Genomic DNA, 19,641 nt, shown 5'->3' with positions numbered 1-19,641 from the left:
ATTAATTATAAGAAAATAAGTCTAGTTATTAGACTTTTATTTAAAACCTATCATGATCACTTCTCCATTTGTAAGTGAATGGAGTTGGCATGTGAATGCATATCATTATTTTGTCAGTATGGACACCATTTTTTCAGACGACCTACACTTTCAATACAATTTTCCGATACACCCACTCTCCGGCAAACAAAAGCCCCATCAACACATACGACACGATGCCCGTATAAGCCGCCCACCAATCGTAATATTGCAAGCCTGCCAAAATGGCGGCGGTTGCGCCGTTGAAGATAAAGAACGCGCACCAGATTTGCGTAACGCGCCGAGTGTGGCGCACGCCTTCGGGGGGAAGGTTGGGATGTTGCAATCGGGCGAGGCGTTCGATGACGGTTTGTTTGGCAAACAGGCTGTCGCCGAAAACGGCAAGCATCAGCGCGTTGACGGCAACGGGATACCAATACATCGAGTCAGGCCGTCTGAAAACCAGTACCGCCGCAAAAAAAGCAGCAAGGATAATCGCCGTAATGCGTTGGGCTGTGGTTTGCGGCATGGCGGCGCGTATCAGCCATAACACACACATGGCCGCGGCAAGCCAGAAAAATGCGCCGTTTTCCCTGCCGTAATACCATAGGAGCGGATAGGCAAGGCTGGCAAGGGTCAGTAGGAGTTTTCCTAGTATTTTCATGGTTGCGATTGATTTTCAGACGGCCTTGCCGATTGACAAGGCCGTCTGAAAATATGCTGATTCAAAGAGGAATCAGGAATCTTGTTGTACTTTCAAAACCGCTTGAACCACGTCTTCTACGGTGCGCACGTTGCGGAAGTCTTCGGCTTGCAGTTTGCGGCCGGTTTCGCGTTTGATGTGGTCGATAAGGTCGATAGCGTCGATGCTGTCGATTTCCAAATCTTCGTAGAGGTTGGTTTCAGGTTTGATGCGTTCCGGTTCGATTTCAAACAGGTTAACCAGTGCATCGGTCAGCAGGGTGCGTACTTCTTGTTCGGTCATCTTCTCTCTCTCCCTTATGCTTGGCGGCTCTTGACGAACTCGGCCAGAGTTTTGACGTTGGCGAAGTTTTCGCGCAGGTTGTCGTTTTCACCGTCGAGCTGGAAGCCGAAGGTTTTTTGTACGGCCAAACCAAGTTCCAATGCATCAACCGAATCCAGACCCAGGCCGTCGTCGCCGAAAAGCGGATCTTCGCTGCCGATGTCGGCAACGGTAATGTCTTCCAGACCTAAGCTGTCGATGATTAATTGTTTGATTTGGTTTTCTAAATTGCTCATGTGGTTTTCCTTGTAAAATAGTCTTGCAGGTATTCGTTTAAACGGCGTGCGGCGATGGGCAGGGGTTTTTCTGCCAGCCATTCTTCAGGCAGGATGTCGTCACCGACGGTAATTTCATAATGAATTTTTTGTGGCGGGATTTTGTACCACGGTTGCCCCTTTTTAAAATTGGGCGGCGTCATCTTGATGCACACGGGCGTGATGACCGATGCGCTGCGCAAACCGAGCGATACAGCGCCGCGGTGCATTTTAACCTGTCCGTCCCAACCTGTGCGTGTGCCTTCGGGGAAAATCAGCATACTTTGCCCGCTTTTGAATACGGCGTCGATTTCTTCCAACATTTCCATGCTTTCGTCGTTGGGGATGTAGCCTGAAGCGATAATTTGGCTTTTCATGCTGGGGTTGTGCAGCAGGTCTTTTTTGACCAACACGTTCGGGTCGGGGAAGTGGCTGATCAGTAAAACAACATCCAAAAGCGAGGGATGGTTGGCAAGGATAAGCTGGCCGGGTCTGCCGAGTTTTTCCAAGCCGTTGAAACGGACGCTCAATACGCCTGACCATTGCAGGTAGCCGACGAAGAAACGCCAAACTTTGCCTATCATGCGTCTTGCTTCAAGTTGGCGCTTGATGTCGCCCTTGGTCGATTTGAGCGTATAGGGCAAAAGTGCGATTTTGAACAATACGCCTGCAACGCCGAAGAGGATGAAGCCGAAGAGTGTGGCAAAAAAGCGACGGAAATAGTCTAAAGTCTTCATGCGTTTTTCTGCCAGTGCCAGTTTCTACCGGCATAGTGTTGCGTGTGTTGTTTGCCGTCTGAAAGCAGGAAGCGTACCCACTCCAAGCTGCTCCAATAGGGCTCGACTGTTGTATCGTTAGGGTTTTCAGACGGCCTTTCAGATGTGGTTTCCAAGCTTAAGGTATAGTCTTCGCCTTTGGTAATGACCAGTGCCAATGCATAGGCAAACGGCGCACGGGTAGCCAAGACGGGATAGTCTTCAGACAACGGATCATCGGCGACAATTACTAAAACAGATGGCGCGCCGTCTTGTAAAAGCGCAAATGCCTCGGTCAGCGCGGTTTCAAAGGAATCGGCGGCAACGGCCAACGCGGTATGCTCGCTCATGTCTTTACGCAACATCGACCATTGCCCAATCGTTGCGTTGTGGACGGACAGGCCGAATGAGGTCGGCGAGACGGTATGCGTGTTCAAAAGCTCTTGCCATAATTCAAAGCTGCGGTTGCTTTCGCCGTCGTGCGAAACGTAAACCGGTACACTTTCAGGATATTGGTCGGCCAGATTCCATGCGGCATCACAAACCAAGCGTGCCGCTTTTCCCAAGCGGCGGCGTTGCATAGGCGGCAAAAAGGAGAGCGCGGGTTTGCACTCCGGCAGGGATGCGGTATCGAGTTTTCCCTGCGCCCAGTCCTGCCATTGCTCCGGCGTACTGATTTTGCTGGAGGAGGCCTGCCATGCGGCGATATTGAAGCTGAAACGGCAAACGTTTTGAGGCATGATGTCTTTCAATGTTTTACATTTTCATACATTGTAATGAAATGAGTTAGTAAAAGCTAGGCTCTGTTATAATGCATATTGTAACGTAATTTATTCCCGGATGACATTTTATGCCTTCAATACCGAGTGCCCCGATTTATGATGTGGCTTCGCTGCTTCCGCACAGCGGACATATGGTGCTTATCGACTGTGTGAAAGAATTTGGCGATGACTATACGGTTTGCCGTGCGCCGGTTGGCGACAAGCATATTTTGCTGCAGGAAGGCGTGTTGCCGTCTATGGCTTATATGGAATTGATGGCGCAGGGCATAGGCGCGTTTGCAGGCATTGAGGCTTTAAAGGCCGGAGAGCCTGTCCGTTTAGGTTTTTTATTGGGAACGCGTAAGCTGGATTTGTTTGCCGATTCCGTGCCTGTCGGTACTGAGTTGGAAGTCAGGGCGCATGTGTCCATTCAGGATTTGGGCGGCATGGGCGTATTTGATTGCGAGTTGCGCTGGACGGATGCGCCGGAAGATGTGAAGCATCTGTTGCCGCCGGACGGTTTGCTGGCAAAAGCTTCTTTAAATGTGTACAGTCCGAAAGACGGTCAAATCATTTAAACCGTTTACAAGGCCGTCTGAAAAGACAAAGATTCAGACGGCCTGTCGATATAGTGAGAAAACGTATGAGTGAAACTATTTTAATTACAGGGTCTAATCGCGGTATCGGCAAAGCTGTCGCGCTTGGTTTGGCGCAGGACGGCTTTGATATTGTCGTCCACTGCCGCAGCCGCCGCGATGAAGCGGAAGCTGTCGCGGAAGAAATCCGTGCATTGGGTAGAAATGCACGCGTGTTGCAGTTTGACGTGTCCGACCGCGAAGCCTGCCGTGAAATTCTGACTACCGACATCGAAGCAAACGGCACATATTACGGCGTGGTGTTGAACGCCGGACTGACGCGCGACAATGCGTTTCCTGCGTTTACAGATGATGATTGGGATTTGGTGCTGCGCACCAATTTGGACGGTTTTTATAATGTGTTGCACCCTTTGACCATGCCGATGATCCGCCGCCGTAAAGCAGGACGGATTGTGTGCATGGCGTCGGTATCCGGTTTGACGGGCAACCGCGGTCAGGTCAATTACAGCGCGTCCAAAGCGGGCTTGATCGGCGCGGCAAAAGCCTTGGCGGTTGAGTTGGCAAAACGAAAAATTACTGTTAACTGCGTGGCACCGGGCCTTATTGATACCGATATTATCGATGAGAACGTACCTGTCGAAGAAATCTTAAAGGCAGTCCCTGCCGCGCGCATGGGATTGCCGGAAGAAGTGGCGCATGCGGTGCGCTTTTTGATGGATGAAAAAGCGGCGTACATTACGCGCCAAGTGATTGCTGTGAACGGAGGTTTGTGTTGAATACCAGAAGAGTTGTTGTAACAGGTATCGGCGGTATTACCGCTTTCGGCCGTGATTGGCAAAGTATTCAGACGGCCTTTAAAGCCGAAAAAAACGCGGTCAAATACATGGACTGGAGCGGACGCTTTCCTGAATTGGAAGCGCAACTGGGTGCGCCAATTGAAGGCTACACTCCGCCCGAACACTGGACGCGCAAGCAGCTCAGAAGCATGGGGCGCGTATCGCACTTGTGTGTCGATGCGGCGGAACAAGCTTTGACGGATGCGGGCTTGCTGGGTGACGAAAGCATTACAGACGGCCGTATGGGCGTAGCGTGCGGCTCGTCTGTCGGCAGTACCAAAGACATTGGCGATATGGGCGAACTTTTGATAACAGGCACATCGCGCAATTTCAACGCCAATACTTATGTGCGCATGATGCCGCATACGACTGCTGCCAATATCGGCATTTTCTTCGGATTGAAAGGACGTATTATCCCGACTTCGAGCGCGTGTTCTTCCGGCAGCCAAGGCATTGGTTATGCTTACGAAGCCATCAAATACGGCCTGATTGATATGATGCTGGCGGGCGGCGGGGAAGAGTTTTGTCCGTCCGAAGTGTATGTTTTCGACTCGCTCTACGCCGCCAGCCGCCGCAACGGTGAACCCGAACTGACCCCGCGCCCTTACGACAACGGCCGAGATGGTTTGGTCATCGGCGAAGGCGCAGGCATTTTCGTGTTGGAAGAATTGGAACATGCCCGTGCGCGCGGTGCGAAAATCTATGCCGAACTCGTCGGCTACGGTGCCAACAGCGACGGCAGCCACGTTACCCAACCGCAAAAAGAAACCATGCAAAAATGTATGGAGCTTGCGCTGAAAGACGCCGGTATTACGCCTGATAAAATCGGCTACGTCAGCGGCCACGGTACGGCGACCGAAAAAGGCGATATTGCCGAAACATTGGCGACCGAGGCCGTGTTCGGATTCATCCCCATGAGTTCGCAAAAAAGCTACCTCGGCCATACACTCGGCGCGTGTGGCGCGTTGGAAGCCTGGTTCACCATCGAAATGATGAACAGCGGCTGGTTTGCGCCGACCGTCAATTTGGAAAACATCGATCCGCGTTGCGGCAAGGTGGATTACATTCAAACAGGCGGACGTGAAATTCAAACCGATTATGTGGTCAGCAATAACTTTGCTTTTGGTGGCGTCAATACTTCGCTGGTGTTCAAACGTTGGCAAGAATAATCATCGCTTGATTTCATGATTAAAGGCCGTCTGAAACTTATCTTGAGTTTCAGACGGCCTTTATTTTATTTACGGATTGAGCCGCTTTTGGATTTTATTCGTTTGTTTTCTTCTGATTTAAATCCACCAGCCTTGTTCCGGCCAAGAAGTCGTAGAGGAACTGGCGGTCGGGATGGAACAGGGCGAAGCCCCATGGCAGGATGAGCCAGATGAGCGCGGCGCCGAATGCGCCTTTGGGCGGTATATTGAGCAGATGACGCAATCCGGCGTAGGCGAGAAGGGGAATGAAAACAATAAAAATGCTTGCCCAAATAAAACGCAGGCGCAGTTGTGGCAGGGATGGCTGGGTATCGTTTTTATCGGCCAAACCGATTTTCCATGTCTGCATGGCGAGGGTTTGGCCTTTTTTGTGCCAGTTGGCGCGGAAGTAGAGCCACCATGCGTAGAACAGCATCAGGCAGGTTGTCAGCATGGACAGGCGCGTGGAAACGGGATTGAGAAAGATGGCGGCAATACCGGCTGCAAGGGCGGCAATGCTGGTCACGGCGCCGGTCAGCAGAAGTTCGTAAACCAGTGCGGCGAGGCGGCGTTTGAGAGGGGCGGTGGGAAGGCGGGTCATAATGCGATGGAAATGGAAATGGGTTTGATGGCAATAAAAACAGGCCGTCTGAAACGGGATAGGATGTTCAGACGGCCTGTTACTGTCGGGATTAGCGATGTGGACGTTTTTGACCGCGTGCCTGTTGGGCGGCCATTTGGTTCATTTCCTGACGGGTCGGACGTTTTTTGAAGATGGCGTGCGCTTCGTCAACGGAACATTTTTGCGACAGGCAAACCAAGGTAATCGCGTCTTTTTGATGTTGGCCGCCGCTGTGGTACATGCGGCGCAGGTTGGCTTCGTTGATACGGCCTTTTTCCGGATCGATGTCGAATTTTTTCAGGCGCTCGAGGAATTGGCGTTGCTGACGGCGCGAAGTCCAAACGAAACCGCCTGCGGCAGCGGCCACGATGATGACGGCCAACAGGATGGCCAGTGGCCATGAATCGACGATCAGAACGATGATGAGGCTTAATACGGCAGTGGTCAGCAGGGCCAGGCCGCCGATGCGAAGTTTGGTTTTATTATCCATATGGTTGGTGTTTCCTTGTTTTTGCTGGAAGAGGCCGTCTGAAATGCGAGGTTCAGACGGCCTGAATTTGAGTTTACGCTATTTTACAGTATTTTCTGTTTTTGGGGCGTATTGCGTGCAAGTTTCTTGACGCGCGGCAACGGTTTCAAGCAGCCAACGAGGTAACGAGCTGTTTGAACTCGGTCCATGCATCGCCTTCTTCCGCGCCTTTGATGATGCGGTCGATTTTGGCGCAGGTTTTGAGCGCGTCGAGCAGGCGGTTGATGGAAATGCGTTTGGCAGCCATTGGTGCAAGGGTCTGTTTGTCGCCCCATAAGCGCAGGCTGTTGCGCAGGCTTTGGATGTTTTGTCCCTGCTTGAGTGCGGCAGTCAGGCGGATTAGGGTGCGGATGTCTTCGGCAACCGCCCACAACAGCAAAACCGGCTCTTCGCCTTCTTCTTCCAAACCGTCCAGCAAACGGGAAACGCGCAGAACATCGCCTTTCATCCATGCGCCTGCCAGTTGGAATACGTCGAAGCGGGCGACGGTGGCAACTGCGGCCTCTGCATCAGCAATATTGATCAAATGGCCTTTGGGATGGAGCAGGGCGAGTTTTTCGATTTCCTGACGGGCGGCCAAAAGATTGCCTTCGACGCGCTCGGCAAAAAGGGTGAGTGCTTCAGGTTTGATATCCAAACCCTGCTGTTTCAGACGGCCCTGTATCCATTGCGGCAAAGCATGTGGCGCAACGGCTTTGGCTTCTAAGACGATGCCTTTGCCTGCCAATGCGGAAAACCATTTGGACTGGATTTGCGCCTTTTCAAGCTTGGGCAGGAGGATGAGCGTAACTGTATCTTCGGGCAGGCGTTCGGCGAAGGCTTGCAGGGCATCGCCTCCGTTTTTGCCGGGTTTGCCGTTGGGAATGTGGATTTCCAGCAGTTTCAGATCGGCAAACAAACCTGCGCTGCCGGCGCTTTGCAACAGCTCGTTCCAGTCAAAATTGTTTTCGGCGGTATAGACTTCGCGGTTGAGATAACCTTGTTTTTTTGCGGCTGCGCGCAGCGTATCCAAAGCCTCGATGCGCAACAAATCCTCTTCGCCGTGAATAATGTACAACGGCTTGAGCGGCGTATCGGGGCGCAGGCTCTCAATGGGCGCGGCAGCCATTATTGCGCTTTCAGGAAAGTCAGGCGGCGGACGATTTGATCTGCGGCGTCGATGCGCATTTCAGACCAAATGGTTTCTTCCTCTTCCTGTTTGCCCAAGACTTCGCTGTCGGCGTAGTCCATGGTGCGGTGCACCTTGACTTCCATCGGTTCGCCGACCGGCTCGCCGTTGCGGAAGGCTTGAGCTTTGACGGTCATGGCCAGCAGGTATTCGTTGACCGCGGCGGCGCGGGTGATGGTGTAGATGTCGCGGCGTTTTTGGAAGTCGACAACGCGCAGGGTGATTTGTGATTCGGCTTCGCTAACCGGATGGCCGTCGGCACGGCGTAAGGCATTTTCCAGCGCTTTTTGCATGACGGCTCCGCCTTCTACATGCCAGTTCTGATAAGGCAGCGGCTGAGAAGTCACGCCAGTGCCTTTCAGGTGGAAACCGCAAGAGGCAAGCAATAGGGCGAGTGCGGGCAATAGGATTTTTTTCATTGGATATTCCTTCGTTGAAACCGGTTACGGTATCGTCGGATTATAACGAATAATGTTTAGGCCGTCTGAAACCGTAAACGGAAAGTATTTCAGACGGCCTTGTCTTTGATAGTGCAAATCTTATTTTTCCAACCAAATCAGGCTGACCATGCGGCCGGTTTGTCCGTCGCGGCGGTAGGAGAAGAAAGTATCGCGTTCCAAGACGGTGCAATGGGTGCCGCCATAAATCATGTTCACGCCTTCGCGGTGCAGAACCATGCGCGCCAAAGCGTAAATGTCGGCAAGGTATTTGCCGCCGCCGATGTCTTCAAACGCATTGGTAGCTTCCGGCATGGGTGTGCAAAACGCATCAAATACATCTTGTCCCACCTCAAACGCATCAGGGCCGATGGCAGGGGCGAGATAGGCCATGATTTCCAACGGCTCGACCTTCATTGCCGCAATGGTGTTTTGCAAAACGCCGCCGGCCAAACCGCGCCAACCTGCATGGGCCGCTGCGACAACGGTTCCTGCTTTGTCGCAAAACAAGACGGGCAGGCAATCGGCAGTCATGGAAGCGCAGGCGACTGTCCCCATCGTATCCATCGAGGCATCAGCGTCAGGCGTATTGCCCAACGCTTCGGCGGCGTTCACAACAATGGTGCTGTGGATTTGATTGAGGTAGGCAACGGGCAGGCCGACTTGTTCCTGTACGATTTCACGGTTGCGGAGCACGGCTTGCAGATTGTCGCCGACGTGCGAACCGACATTCAGGCTGCGGTACACGCCTTCGCTGACACCGCCGTTACGCGTGGTAATAAGCGTTTTAACATTGGCAGGGGCAGGCCAGTCGGCAGTCAAAAAGTTCTTGCCTTGCGGGGCGAGGTTTAGGGTTTCTGTGATGGTTTTCATAATCTTTGAATCGCTGAAATATTGGAACGGATTGATTTCAGACGGCCTCAAATAATATTTTAGGCCGTCTGAAAAATGGGTTTAATCCCTTACATAAACGACTTCGACATCGTAGTCGTCTTCATTCCAATCGTCGTCATCGTCCGTGCCAAATTTCTCCTGCCATTCTTCCTCGTTGCTTAGGGACGAATCCAAACCGGCTTCCAAACGCAGGACGGAAAGCAGGTGGTACATATCGTCAGGCATGGGCGCTTCAAAAGAAACGGTTTCGCCGGTTTTCGGATGGACAAAGCTCAAGCGGTAGGCATGCAGGGCTTGGCGTGCGCCGAGGGCTTTGACGGCTTCTTTAACCGCGTCGCTGCATGGATGGCGCAGGTTGCCGTAAACAGGGTCGGCGGCCAGCGGATGGTTGGCTTCGCGCATATGGACGCGGATTTGGTGCGTACGGCCGGTTTCGAGCGAGCATTCGATGTAGCTGTGTGCCAGATAACGCTCCAACACTTTGACGTGGGTGATGGCAGGTTTGCCGCCGAATTTGACGACTGCCATTTTCAGGCGGTTGTGCGGATCGCGGCCGATTTGGGTTTCGATTTTGCCGTCAAAAGGAACGATGCCGTTGGCGATTGCGCGGTAAATGCGTTTGACTGTGCGCTCTTGAAGCTGTTGAACCAGTGAGTTTTGCGCTGGCAGGGTCTTGGCGACCACCATCAGGCCGCTGGTTTCCTTGTCCAAACGGTGTACGATGCCTGCACGCGGTACTTGGCTTAATTCGGGACAGTGCGCCAATAGGCCGTTGAGCAGGGTGCCGTTCCAGTTGCCTGCGGCAGGGTGGACGACCAATCCGGCCGGTTTGTTGATAACGATGACGGTATCGTCTTCATAAATGATGTCCAAATCCATCGGTTCGGGCGTGAACGCGAGGTTTTCTTCGCTCGGACGTACCGTAACGGCAATCAATTCACCGCCTATCATTTTGTCTTTGGATTGAGCGGGCTTATCGTTTACAATGACTGCACCCTCTTTAATCCACGAACTCAGGCGGCTGCGCGAGTAGTCGGGCATGAGTTTGGCCAATACGGCATCCAGCCTTCCGCCCGCCATTTCGAGCGGAACGGTCAAATTAACACAACTTTCTGTTTCGGGGGATGACGGAAAGTCTAAATCATCGCTATAATCGGCTTCGTTATCAAAGGAAGTATTCTGCATGAAAAAAATTCTTTTAGTAGTTTCTTTAGGTTTGGCACTGAGTGCCTGCGCAAATAAAGGCACAATCGATAAAGACGCCCAAATTACTCAAGATTGGAGTGTGGAAAAGCTTTATGCCGAAGCGCAAGACGAGTTGAACAGCAACAATTATACGCGAGCTGTCAAGTTATACGAAATTTTAGAATCCCGTTTTCCAAACGGCCGCTATGCACAGCAGTCCCAGTTGGATACGGCGTATGCCTATTATAAAGACGATGAGCCGGAAAAAGCCTTGGCTGCCATTGCGCGCTTCCAACGCCATCATCCGCAACATCCGAATATGGACTATGCGCTGTACTTGAAAGGTTTGGTCCTGTTTAACGAAGACCAGTCTTTCTTGAACAAGCTGGCTTCCCAAGACTGGTCCGACCGCGACCCGAAAGCCAACCGCGATGCTTACCAGGCGTTTGCCGAGCTGGTGCAACGTTATCCAAACAGCAAATACGCTGCCGATGCAACCGAACGCATGGCCAAGCTGGTGGACGCTTTGGGCGGTAACGAAATGTCTGTGGCGCGTTATTACATGAAACGCGGTGCTTATGTTGCAGCGGCCAACCGTGCGCAAAAAATCGTCAGCCGTTACCAAAATACCCGTTATGTCGAAGAAGCTTTGGCGATGATGGAATTGGCGTACAAAAAACTGGACAAGCCGCAACTGGCAGCCGATACGCGCCGCGTTTTGGAAACCAACTTCCCACAAAGCCCGTTCTTGCAACACGAATGGCGATCTGACGATATGCCTTGGTGGCGTTACTGGCGTTAAGCGTCGGGTTGTTCAGGCATGAATAAGGCCGTCTGAAAATGATGCATCTATGCATTTGGTTTTCAGACGGCCTTTGTTTTTAATGTTTTTTTACGTTTCCTGCAAACAGGGTGCAAAATTTGTTTTAATATGGTAAAGTCTGATTTTAATAACTCGACGGTTTGAAGCCGTCACTCAGGGGCTGTTTAAATTTAAAATCAGTTTTGTTGAAGCCGCATCGGATGTGCCGTCGATGCATTCAGGAAAATTTCAGTCGTCAGGCTGGTTTGGTTTTAAATTTAAGCAGCCCTTTGTGTTTACAAAAAAACAGAGGTAGATTCTCATGAAGTCTTGGCAGCTTCCTGAACACGTCGCCGACGTATTGCCGACCAATGCGCGACAATTGGAAAGCGCCCGTGAGCGGCTGTTGGCTTTGTTCCGCGTGCATGGTTACGAATTGGTGCAGCCGCCGTTGATGGAATACAGCCATTCCTTATTAACGCATATCGATGCCGGTTTGTCTTTGAAAACCATTTTGGTCGTCGATCAGCTCAGCGGCCGCCAGCTCGGTATCCGCGCGGATATTACGCCGCAGGTGGCGCGCATTGATGCCCACTTGCTTTCCGCCAATCAAGGCATCAACCGTTTGTGCTATGCCGGCTCGGTGCTTCATGCGCGGCCTGACGGATTGCTCAATATGCGCGAGCCTTTGCAGGCCGGTGCGGAAATGTACGGCTTGGAAGGTATTGAAGCGGACATCGAATTGATTGATTTGATGCTGAAAAGCATGAAGATTGCCGACATGGGCGAGGTTTTGCTTTCATTGGGCCATATCGGCGTATTCCGTGCTTTAGCAAATGCCGCGCATTTGGACGAGCAACAATCGGCAACCTTGTTGTCATTGATGCAGGACAAAGATGCCGAAGCTGTCAGCCAGTTGGTCAAAGAATGGAAACTCGACGGTATGTGGGCAAAAGCGTTTTCACTGTTGCCACGACTGTACGGCGGTCGCGAAGTGCTGACTTTGGCCCGTGAGAAATTACCGGAATTATCCGCAGTCAGTGCGGCGCTGGATGAATTGCAGGCCGTATGCGATGCGTTCCCAAATCAAAAAGTGCATATCGATTTATCGGAATTGCGCGTTGACAATTACCATACCGGCTTGCTTTACGCGGCTTATGGTTCAAATCTTTATGATGCCGTGGCACGCGGCGGCCGTTATGACGGATTGGGCGGATACTTCGGACGCGCGCGCCCCGCTGCCGGATTCAGTTTTGATTTGCGCAGCTTTATCGGCCGCCTTCCCGCTATCGGACGGGAGTCCGTGGTGGCGGTCGATGTCAAAGACATGCCTGCAGCTCAAGAAGCGGTAGATGCTTTGCGCGAACAAGGACAATGTGTCGTTATCGATTACGGTATCGGCTACAACGGTTCGGAAGAGGTTACGGGCCGTCTGAAACAAGTGGACGGCGTTTGGAAAGTAATCGCTTTGAACGATTGAGTTTTATTTTGAAATTTTGTATCTGAAATAAGGTTAGATAGCTATGGCTAAAAATGTTGTCGTAATCGGTGCCCAATGGGGTGATGAAGGCAAAGGTAAGATTGTTGACTGGCTGGCGGAAGAAACCAGCGGTGTTGTACGTTTCCAAGGCGGCCACAATGCCGGCCATACATTGGTCGTCGGCGGCAAAAAAACCATTTTGCGCCTGATTCCAAGCGGCATTTTGCATGAGACTTTGGACTGCTTCATCGGCTCAGGCGTCGTGGTTTCTCCTGAAGCATTGTTGGGTGAAATCGACGAATTGAACGCCGCCGGTGTGAAAAACGTTGAAGGCCGTCTGAAAATTGCGCCGACCTGCCCATTGATTCTGCCTTACCACATTGCGCTTGACCAAGCACGCGAAGCTTCCCGCGGTAAAAGCAAAATTGGTACAACCGGCCGCGGCATCGGCCCGGCTTATGAAGATAAAGTTGCCCGTCGCGCGATTCGCGTGGTGGACTTGTTGCACCCTGAAAAACTGGTTGAAAAACTGGAAGCTGTTTTGGCCTATTATAATGTTCAGCTGCAACACCTGCACCATGCCGAGCCGGTAAAACTTAAAGATGTGATGGCGGTGATTGAAAAAGTTGCGCCGCGCATTACGCCGATGATTACCGATGTTTCCCGTGTTTTGAATGAGAAAAACCGTAAAGGCGAAAGCCTGTTGTTTGAAGGCGCACAAGGTACGTTGCTGGACATCGACTACGGTACTTATCCGTTTGTAACTTCGTCCAACTGCTTAGCTGGTGCCGCTTCTGCCGGTGCAGGCGTGGGCCCGCAAATGCTGGATTACGTTTTGGGTATCGTTAAAGCCTATACCACCCGCGTGGGTTCCGGCCCATTCCCGACTGAATTGTTTGACGAAGTGGGTGCAGGTTTGGCTGAGCGCGGTCATGAGTTCGGCTCCGTAACCGGTCGTGCGCGTCGTTGCGGTTGGTTTGACGCGGCTGCTCTAAAACGCTCTATTCAAGTTAACGGCATTTCCGGCATGTGCATTACCAAGCTGGATGTCATGGACGGTATTGAGAACATCAATATCTGCGTAGGTTATGAATTGCCTGATGGCAGCAAAACCGACATTCTGCCTTGCGGCTCTGACGCGGTGGAAACCTGCAAACCGATTTACGAAACCATGCCGGGGTGGAGCGAGTCGACTTTCGGCGTGAAAGAGTACGATAAGCTGCCTGAAAACGCTAAAGCTTACCTGAAACGTATTGAAGAAGTTTGCGGCGCGCCTGTGGCCATTGTTTCAACCGGTCCTGACCGTGAAGAAACCATCGTTTTGCACCATCCGTTTGCTTAATTGATGAAGTGAATAAAGGCCGTCTGAATGTTTCAGACGGCCTTTATATATGCAATACAATAAAAATCAGCCCTGAAGAACACCTGTCTTCAGGGTTGAATTTTGTATTTTACGCCGTTTTGAAGTACGAATGTTTGGAAAATGAGATGTAGTGCCAAGTAACAATTATTCTCATTGACGTAAATCAAGAAAAACCAAATCTGTAATTTTATTTCACAAAAACCCCTGTAAATAAATGGGTATTGATGTTATCCTTTCAGAAAATTTACAGTCTATATTTTCAATAAAATTAGGAGCTTGATATGTCAAATGATGTTCAGCAACGTCCTGCCGCTTGGGAAGGTTTTGTCGGTGGCAACTGGGAAACCAGCGTAGATGTCCGCGATTTTATTCAAAAAAACTACACGCCATATGAGGGCGATGCTTCTTTCTTAGCACCTGCAACCGAAGCCACAACCAAACTGTGGGCGGAAGTGATGGAAGGCATCAAGGTTGAAAACCGTACACACGAGCCGTATAAAATCGACGCGCAAATCGTCTCCGGCATTACCAGTCATGCTCCAGGCTATATCGACAAAGATTTGGAAACCATCGTCGGCCTGCAAACTGACGAGCCTTTGAAACGTTCCATCATGCCGTTTGGCGGTTTGAAAATGGTGCAAGACGCGTGCAAAGTGTACAACGTTGAATTGAATCCCGAAGTCAGCGAAATTTTCACCAAATACCGCAAAACCCATAACCAAGGCGTGTTTGACGTTTATACGCCCGACATCCGTCGCTGCCGTAAGTCAGGCGTGATTACCGGCCTGCCGGATGCTTACGGCCGTGGCCGTATTATCGGCGACTACCGCCGCGTGGCATTGTACGGTATCGACTTCTTGATGAAAGACAAACTCAACCAGTTCAACTCACTGCAAGCCGATTTGGAAAACGGTGTAGACTTAGAAGAAGTCATCCGCCGCCGCGAAGAAATCAACGAACAATACAAAGCCTTGGGTCAAATGAAAGAAATGGCGGCTTCTTACGGCTACGACATTTCCAGCCCTGCAAAAAATGCACAAGAAGCCATCCAATGGACTTACTTCGCCTACCTCGCTGCCGTTAAATCTCAAAACGGTGCGGCGATGTCCTTCGGCCGTGTGTCTTCATTCTTGGATATTTACATCGAGCGCGACCTGAAAAACGGCGTAATTACCGAAACCCAAGCGCAAGAATTCATTGACCATTTGGTAATGAAACTGCGTATGGTTCGTTTCCTGCGTACGCCGGAATACGACCAACTCTTCTCCGGCGACCCGATTTGGGCAACCGAATCCATCGGCGGTATGGGCTTGGACGGCCGTACCTTGGTAACGCGCACCAACTTCCGCGTGCTGCATACCCTGTACAACATGGGTCCGTCTCCTGAGCCAAACATCACTGTATTGTGGTCAGAACAACTGCCGCAAGGCTTTAAAGAATTCTGCGCCAAAGTATCCATCGATACTTCGTCCATCCAATACGAAAACGACGATTTGATGCGCCCTGACTTCAACAGCGACGACTACGCCATTGCCTGCTGCGTCAGCCCGATGGTGGTCGGCAAACAAATGCAGTTCTTCGGCGCACGCGCCAACTTGGCTAAAACTCTGCTGTACGCAATCAACGGCGGCGTGGATGAAAAATCTAAAGAGCAAGTTGGTCCGAAAACCGAGCCGATTATGGACGAAGTTTTGGATTACGACACTGTCTTTGAGCGCATGGACAAATTCATGGATTGGTTGGCAACCCAATACGTTACCGCGCTGAACATTATTCACTACATGCACGACAAATACAGCTACGAAGCTGCGTTGATGGCGTTGCATGACCGTGACGTGAAACGCACTATGGCTTGCGGTATCGCCGGTTTGTCTGTGGCAGCCGACTCATTGTCCGCCATCAAATACGCCAAAGTGAAACCGATTCGCGATGAAAACGGTATTGCCGTTGATTTTGAAATCGAAGGCGAATACCCACAATTCGGTAACAACGACGACCGCGTGGACGACATCGCCTGCGACTTGGTGGAACGCTTCATGAAAAAAGTGGCCACCCACAAAACTTACCGCAACGCCACTCCGACTCAGTCTGTGTTGACCATTACTTCCAACGTTGTTTACGGTAAGAAAACCGGTAATACTCCGGACGGCCGCCGTGCAGGCGCTCCGTTTGGTCCGGGTGCAAACCCAATGCACGGCCGTGACGTCAACGGTGCAGTCGCTTCATTGACTTCCGTAGCCAAACTGCCATTTGAGTTTGCCAAAGACGGTATTTCTTATACCTTCTCCATTATTCCCGGTGCGTTGGGTAAAGACGAGCATTCTCGTGAGCGCAACCTTGCCGGTTTGATGGACGGTTATTTCCATCATGAAGAAGGAGAAGTGGAAGGCGGCCAACACTTGAACGTCAACGTATTGAACCGTGAGACTTTGGAAGATGCGATGCATCATCCGGAGAAATATCCGCAGTTGACCATTCGCGTGTCCGGTTATGCGGTTCGCTTCAACTCGCTGACCCGCGAGCAACAGCTTGACGTGATTACCCGTACGTTCACAGAAACCATGTAATCCGGGTGGCGAAACAAACCAGAAGCTAAATTTGCATTTGGTTTGTTTTGAAACAAAGCTCCAAGGCCGTCTGAAATGTTCAGACGGCCTTTATTATCGTACAATTCACATCAGCAAAATTATTTTCGAGCCGAACACTATGTCCACGACTTTTGCGATCACTCCCGAGCCGGAACTGAAAAACCTTGGCCACCGCCACTATAACGGCAAAGGCATTATTCATTCGATTGAATCTTGCGGCGCTGTCGATGGTCCGGGTTTGCGCTACGTGCTCTTTTTGCAAGGTTGTCTGATGCGTTGCCTTTATTGCCATAATCGCGATACTTGGGATTTGCATACCGAGCAGGCGCAGGAATTGGATGTGGCAACTGTAATGAAGCAGGTCATGACCTATCGCCATTATCTGCGTGCGACAGGCGGAGGCGTAACGGCAACCGGCGGTGAGCCATTATTGCAATATGAGTTTGTACGCGATTGGTTTACGGCCTGCAGGGAACACGATATTCATACCTGTCTCGACAGCAATGGCTATGCTTTGCACTATGATTCGATTTTGGATGATTTGCTCGATCATACCAATTTGGTCATGCTCGACTTAAAACAAATTGATCCTGAAATTCATAAAGTACTCGTCGGTATTCCCAATACTAAAACGCTGAAATTCGCGCGCTATCTTGCCGAACGCAATCAGCCGACACGGGTGCGTTATGTGGTTGTTCCCGGTTATACCGATGATGAGCGGTCGGCGCATTTATTGGGCGAGTTTATCGGTGATATGGACAATGTCGAAATGGTTGAGCTTTTGCCGTATCACGAATTGGGTGTACACAAATGGGCTTTGTGCGGCGACGAATACAAATTAACAGGCGTACATCCGCCGCCTAAAGAAACCATTTTGAAAATCAAAGAAATATTAGAGAGTTACGGAAAAAATATTATTTATTAAAACAGAAAAAGGCCGTCTGAAACGAAATAATCAGTTTCAGACGGCCTTTTTATCATTGAAAAAACTTAAGCGTTCAATGCGGCCAAAACCTTGGCGACAACTTCTGATACTGCAACGGCTTGAGCCTGATTGTCACGGCGCTCGGCATATTCGACATTGCCTTCTTTTAAGGCGCGATCGCCGATGACGATGCGGTGAGGAATACCCAACAGCTCGGAGTCATTCAGCAACACGCCTGCACGTTCGTCGCGGTCATCCAACAATACATCCGCACCTGCAGCCAAAAGCTCGGCATAGATTTTGTCGGCGGCTTCGCGTACGGCATCTGATTTTTTGTAGTTCATCGGCACGATCACAACTTCAAACGGCGCCATTGCTTTGGTCCAGATAATGCCTTTTTCGTCGTTGTTTTGTTCGATGGCGGCGGCCACAACGCGGGTAATACCGATACCGTAGCAGCCCATTTCCATGATTTGGGATTTGCCGTTATTGTCCAAGAAGCTGACGTTCATGGCTTGGGTATATTTGTTGCGTAATTGGAAAACGTGGCCGACTTCAATACCGCGCGCCAGTTTCAGACGGCCTTGTTCGTCAGGACTAATGTCGCCTTCGATGACATTGCGTAAATCGACGAATTCAGGCTCGGCAGCATCGCGATCGAAGTTGAAGCCGGTATAGTGGTAGTCGTCTTCGTTCGCGCCGATAACCCAGTCTGCGCCTTTCTCAGTGGCGAAATCGGCATAGACTTTGCCTTTGAAGCCGACAGGGCCGAGAGAGCCGCCGTTTGCGCCGAATTGTTCAACAATCGCGGCAGGGCTTGCCATGGTTAGCGGTGATTTCACGCCGGCCAGTTTTTCCGCCTTGATGTCGTTAAACTCATGGTCGCCGCGTAACAGCAGCAGGACGAGTTCGCCTTCGTTTTCGCCTTCGACTACGATGGATTTAAGGGTTTGTTCAACCGGAATATTGAGGAATTCAACCAAAGACTCAATGGTTTTGACGTTTGGCGTATGTACTTTGGTCAATTCGGCCTGAGCGGCTGCGCGTTCGCCTTTAAGCGGCAAAGTTGGCGCCAGCTCGATATTGGCGGCGTAATCAGAAGTGTCGCTGTATGCGATAACGTCTTCGCCGCTTTCAGCCAATACTTGGAATTCGTGAGAGCCGGTACCGCCGATGCTGCCGGTATCCGCAGCAACAGGACGGAATTCCAAACCCAAACGGGTGAAGATACGGCAATAAGCGTCGTACATATCCTGATAGGTCGTCTGAAGCGAGGCATAGTCGGCATGGAAGGAATAAGCGTCTTTCATGACGAACTCGCGCGCGCGCATCACACCGAAGCGCGGACGCACTTCATCGCGGAATTTGGTTTGGATGTGGTAAAAGTTTTTCGGCAGTTGTTTGTAGCTGTTAACTTCTTTGCGTACGATGTCGGCAATCACTTCTTCGCAAGTCGGACCCATACAGAAATCGCGGTCATGACGGTCTTTCAGGCGCAGCAGTTCTTTACCGTAAAACTCCCAGCGGCCGGATTCCTGCCACAGTTCGGCAGGTTGTACCACCGGCATCAGCAACTCCACGCTACCTGCGCGGGCCATTTCTTCGCGCACGATATTTTCAACTTTGCGCAATACGCGCAGACCCATCGGCATCCAAGTATAAAGACCGGATGCGTTGGCTTTGATCAAGCCGGCACGAATCATCAGCTTGTGGCTGGCAAGTGCGGCTTCGGCAGGGGCTTCTTTAAGGGTAGAAATGAAGAACTGGGAGGCTTTCATGGCGTATTTTTCTTTCTTAAAAATAAGTGCGTATTGTAACGCAAAATGTATGGCCGCGTGTCTTTTGAATGGCATCTGATGAAATCGGCCGTTATGTTACGCAGCTTTTGATTCGGGGCGATTTTTAGGGATGTCAACCCTAATTTATGCACAAAGCCGCATAACCTTGTTTTACCTATAAATTTTCACTGTATGATTATAGTAAAATCTTATAAATATAACTATTTGATTTTATTACATTTCATTTGATTAAATTTTAGTCAATTTAAGACTTGGTTTGTTCCTAAAGAAAATTTTACGATTACCCAAAGCTTATCAACAGATTTATCCACAGAGATTGTGTATAGATTTTAAATGCTGTCAGCGTAATGATTTCGCATGATTGGCAAGCCTTGTTTAAAGCGGATTTGGTCGCCTTAAAAAGATGGGGCAACAACAC

The 19,641-nt window shown here is 50.7% G+C and carries 20 protein-coding genes; 8 read left to right on the top strand and 12 right to left on the bottom strand.

Features of this window, described 5'->3' with window-relative positions:
• Positions 1 to 142 precede the first annotated feature (142 nt).
• From ACTHUF_RS01475 to ACTHUF_RS01455, 5 genes are all read right to left on the bottom strand, one after another.
• Positions 143 to 682, bottom strand: a complete 540-nt coding sequence (locus tag ACTHUF_RS01475) for a hypothetical protein (protein WP_070826945.1) — start codon at positions 680 to 682, stop codon at positions 143 to 145.
• A 72-nt stretch (positions 683 to 754) separates the two neighbouring features.
• Positions 755 to 1,003 (bottom strand): acyl carrier protein, encoded by a 249-nt coding sequence (locus ACTHUF_RS01470; RefSeq protein ID WP_003680823.1) that lies wholly within the window; start codon positions 1,001 to 1,003, stop codon positions 755 to 757.
• Positions 1,004 to 1,017: 14 nt separating this feature from the next.
• The gene (locus ACTHUF_RS01465; RefSeq protein ID WP_003680822.1) at positions 1,018 to 1,278 is read right to left on the bottom strand and encodes a phosphopantetheine-binding protein; all 261 of its coding nucleotides are present in this window, start codon (positions 1,276 to 1,278) and stop codon (positions 1,018 to 1,020) included.
• On the bottom strand, positions 1,275 to 2,033 hold the full coding sequence (locus ACTHUF_RS01460; protein ID WP_003746415.1) for a lysophospholipid acyltransferase family protein: 759 nt from the start codon (positions 2,031 to 2,033) through the stop codon (positions 1,275 to 1,277). The genes ACTHUF_RS01465 and ACTHUF_RS01460 overlap by 4 nt, the downstream gene beginning before the upstream one ends.
• Positions 2,030 to 2,791, bottom strand: a complete 762-nt coding sequence (locus ACTHUF_RS01455) for a beta-ketoacyl synthase chain length factor (RefSeq protein ID WP_440372285.1) — start codon at positions 2,789 to 2,791, stop codon at positions 2,030 to 2,032. Before ACTHUF_RS01455 ends, ACTHUF_RS01460 begins: the two co-directional genes overlap by 4 nt.
• Positions 2,792 to 2,901: 110 nt before the next feature.
• Between ACTHUF_RS01455 and ACTHUF_RS01450 the strand changes: the two genes are divergently transcribed.
• From ACTHUF_RS01450 to ACTHUF_RS01440, 3 genes are all read left to right on the top strand, one after another.
• Positions 2,902 to 3,390, top strand: a complete 489-nt coding sequence (locus ACTHUF_RS01450; protein WP_440406793.1) for an ApeP family dehydratase — start codon at positions 2,902 to 2,904, stop codon at positions 3,388 to 3,390.
• Between the two features lie 65 nt (positions 3,391 to 3,455).
• Complete coding sequence (gene fabG / locus ACTHUF_RS01445) at positions 3,456 to 4,184, top strand: 3-oxoacyl-ACP reductase FabG (RefSeq protein WP_222570542.1); 729 nt, start codon at positions 3,456 to 3,458, stop codon at positions 4,182 to 4,184.
• Positions 4,178 to 5,413: a beta-ketoacyl-ACP synthase gene (locus ACTHUF_RS01440; protein ID WP_440406791.1), complete on the top strand. Its 1,236-nt coding sequence runs from the start codon at positions 4,178 to 4,180 to the stop codon at positions 5,411 to 5,413. Before fabG ends, ACTHUF_RS01440 begins: the two co-directional genes overlap by 7 nt.
• A gap of 94 nt (positions 5,414 to 5,507) precedes the next feature.
• Here the strand turns inward: ACTHUF_RS01440 and ACTHUF_RS01435 are convergent, their stop codons facing one another.
• From ACTHUF_RS01435 to rluD, 6 genes are all read right to left on the bottom strand, one after another.
• Positions 5,508 to 6,032 (bottom strand): RDD family protein, encoded by a 525-nt coding sequence (locus tag ACTHUF_RS01435; RefSeq protein WP_070822066.1) that lies wholly within the window; start codon positions 6,030 to 6,032, stop codon positions 5,508 to 5,510.
• A gap of 91 nt (positions 6,033 to 6,123) precedes the next feature.
• Complete coding sequence (locus ACTHUF_RS01430) at positions 6,124 to 6,543, bottom strand: hypothetical protein (protein ID WP_003746427.1); 420 nt, start codon at positions 6,541 to 6,543, stop codon at positions 6,124 to 6,126.
• A gap of 145 nt (positions 6,544 to 6,688) precedes the next feature.
• Complete coding sequence (holA, locus tag ACTHUF_RS01425; protein WP_315094450.1) at positions 6,689 to 7,690, bottom strand: DNA polymerase III subunit delta; 1,002 nt, start codon at positions 7,688 to 7,690, stop codon at positions 6,689 to 6,691.
• Positions 7,690 to 8,169, bottom strand: a complete 480-nt coding sequence (locus ACTHUF_RS01420) for an LPS-assembly lipoprotein LptE (RefSeq protein WP_070822064.1) — start codon at positions 8,167 to 8,169, stop codon at positions 7,690 to 7,692. Before ACTHUF_RS01420 ends, holA begins: the two co-directional genes overlap by 1 nt.
• Positions 8,170 to 8,289: 120 nt before the next feature.
• Positions 8,290 to 9,060: a peptidoglycan editing factor PgeF gene (pgeF, locus tag ACTHUF_RS01415; protein WP_440406788.1), complete on the bottom strand. Its 771-nt coding sequence runs from the start codon at positions 9,058 to 9,060 to the stop codon at positions 8,290 to 8,292.
• A gap of 81 nt (positions 9,061 to 9,141) precedes the next feature.
• On the bottom strand, positions 9,142 to 10,266 hold the full coding sequence (gene rluD, locus ACTHUF_RS01410) for a 23S rRNA pseudouridine(1911/1915/1917) synthase RluD (RefSeq protein WP_440406786.1): 1,125 nt from the start codon (positions 10,264 to 10,266) through the stop codon (positions 9,142 to 9,144).
• On the opposite strand from rluD, the gene ACTHUF_RS01405 reads away from it, so the two are divergent.
• From ACTHUF_RS01405 to pflA, 5 genes are all read left to right on the top strand, one after another.
• Positions 10,265 to 11,068, top strand: coding sequence for an outer membrane protein assembly factor BamD (locus ACTHUF_RS01405; protein WP_004519923.1), 804 nt, complete (start codon positions 10,265 to 10,267; stop codon positions 11,066 to 11,068). The genes rluD and ACTHUF_RS01405 overlap by 2 nt on opposite strands.
• 322 nt (positions 11,069 to 11,390) lie before the next feature.
• On the top strand, positions 11,391 to 12,548 hold the full coding sequence (locus tag ACTHUF_RS01400; RefSeq protein WP_070822061.1) for an ATP phosphoribosyltransferase regulatory subunit: 1,158 nt from the start codon (positions 11,391 to 11,393) through the stop codon (positions 12,546 to 12,548).
• Positions 12,549 to 12,591: 43 nt separating this feature from the next.
• Positions 12,592 to 13,890 carry an adenylosuccinate synthase gene (locus tag ACTHUF_RS01395; protein ID WP_039862185.1) on the top strand — a complete coding sequence of 433 codons (1,299 nt, stop codon included), beginning with the start codon at positions 12,592 to 12,594 and terminating at the stop codon, positions 13,888 to 13,890.
• 302 nt (positions 13,891 to 14,192) lie between these two features.
• A complete protein-coding gene (pflB, locus tag ACTHUF_RS01390; protein ID WP_315094457.1) occupies positions 14,193 to 16,478 on the top strand; it encodes a formate C-acetyltransferase in 2,286 nt (761 codons plus the stop codon).
• 139 nt (positions 16,479 to 16,617) lie between these two features.
• Positions 16,618 to 17,424: a pyruvate formate lyase 1-activating protein gene (gene pflA, locus ACTHUF_RS01385; RefSeq protein WP_315094459.1), complete on the top strand. Its 807-nt coding sequence runs from the start codon at positions 16,618 to 16,620 to the stop codon at positions 17,422 to 17,424.
• 65 nt (positions 17,425 to 17,489) lie between these two features.
• On the opposite strand, the gene ACTHUF_RS01380 is transcribed toward pflA, so the two are convergent.
• On the bottom strand, positions 17,490 to 19,202 hold the full coding sequence (locus ACTHUF_RS01380; protein ID WP_315094461.1) for a proline--tRNA ligase: 1,713 nt from the start codon (positions 19,200 to 19,202) through the stop codon (positions 17,490 to 17,492).
• Positions 19,203 to 19,641 lie beyond the last annotated feature (439 nt).

This window comes from Neisseria sp. P0024.S006 (assembly GCF_051956595.1).
Taxonomy (GTDB): domain Bacteria; phylum Pseudomonadota; class Gammaproteobacteria; order Burkholderiales; family Neisseriaceae; genus Neisseria.
Note: the sequence above shows the minus strand (reverse complement) of the source record. Positions and strands in the feature narration are given on the sequence as shown.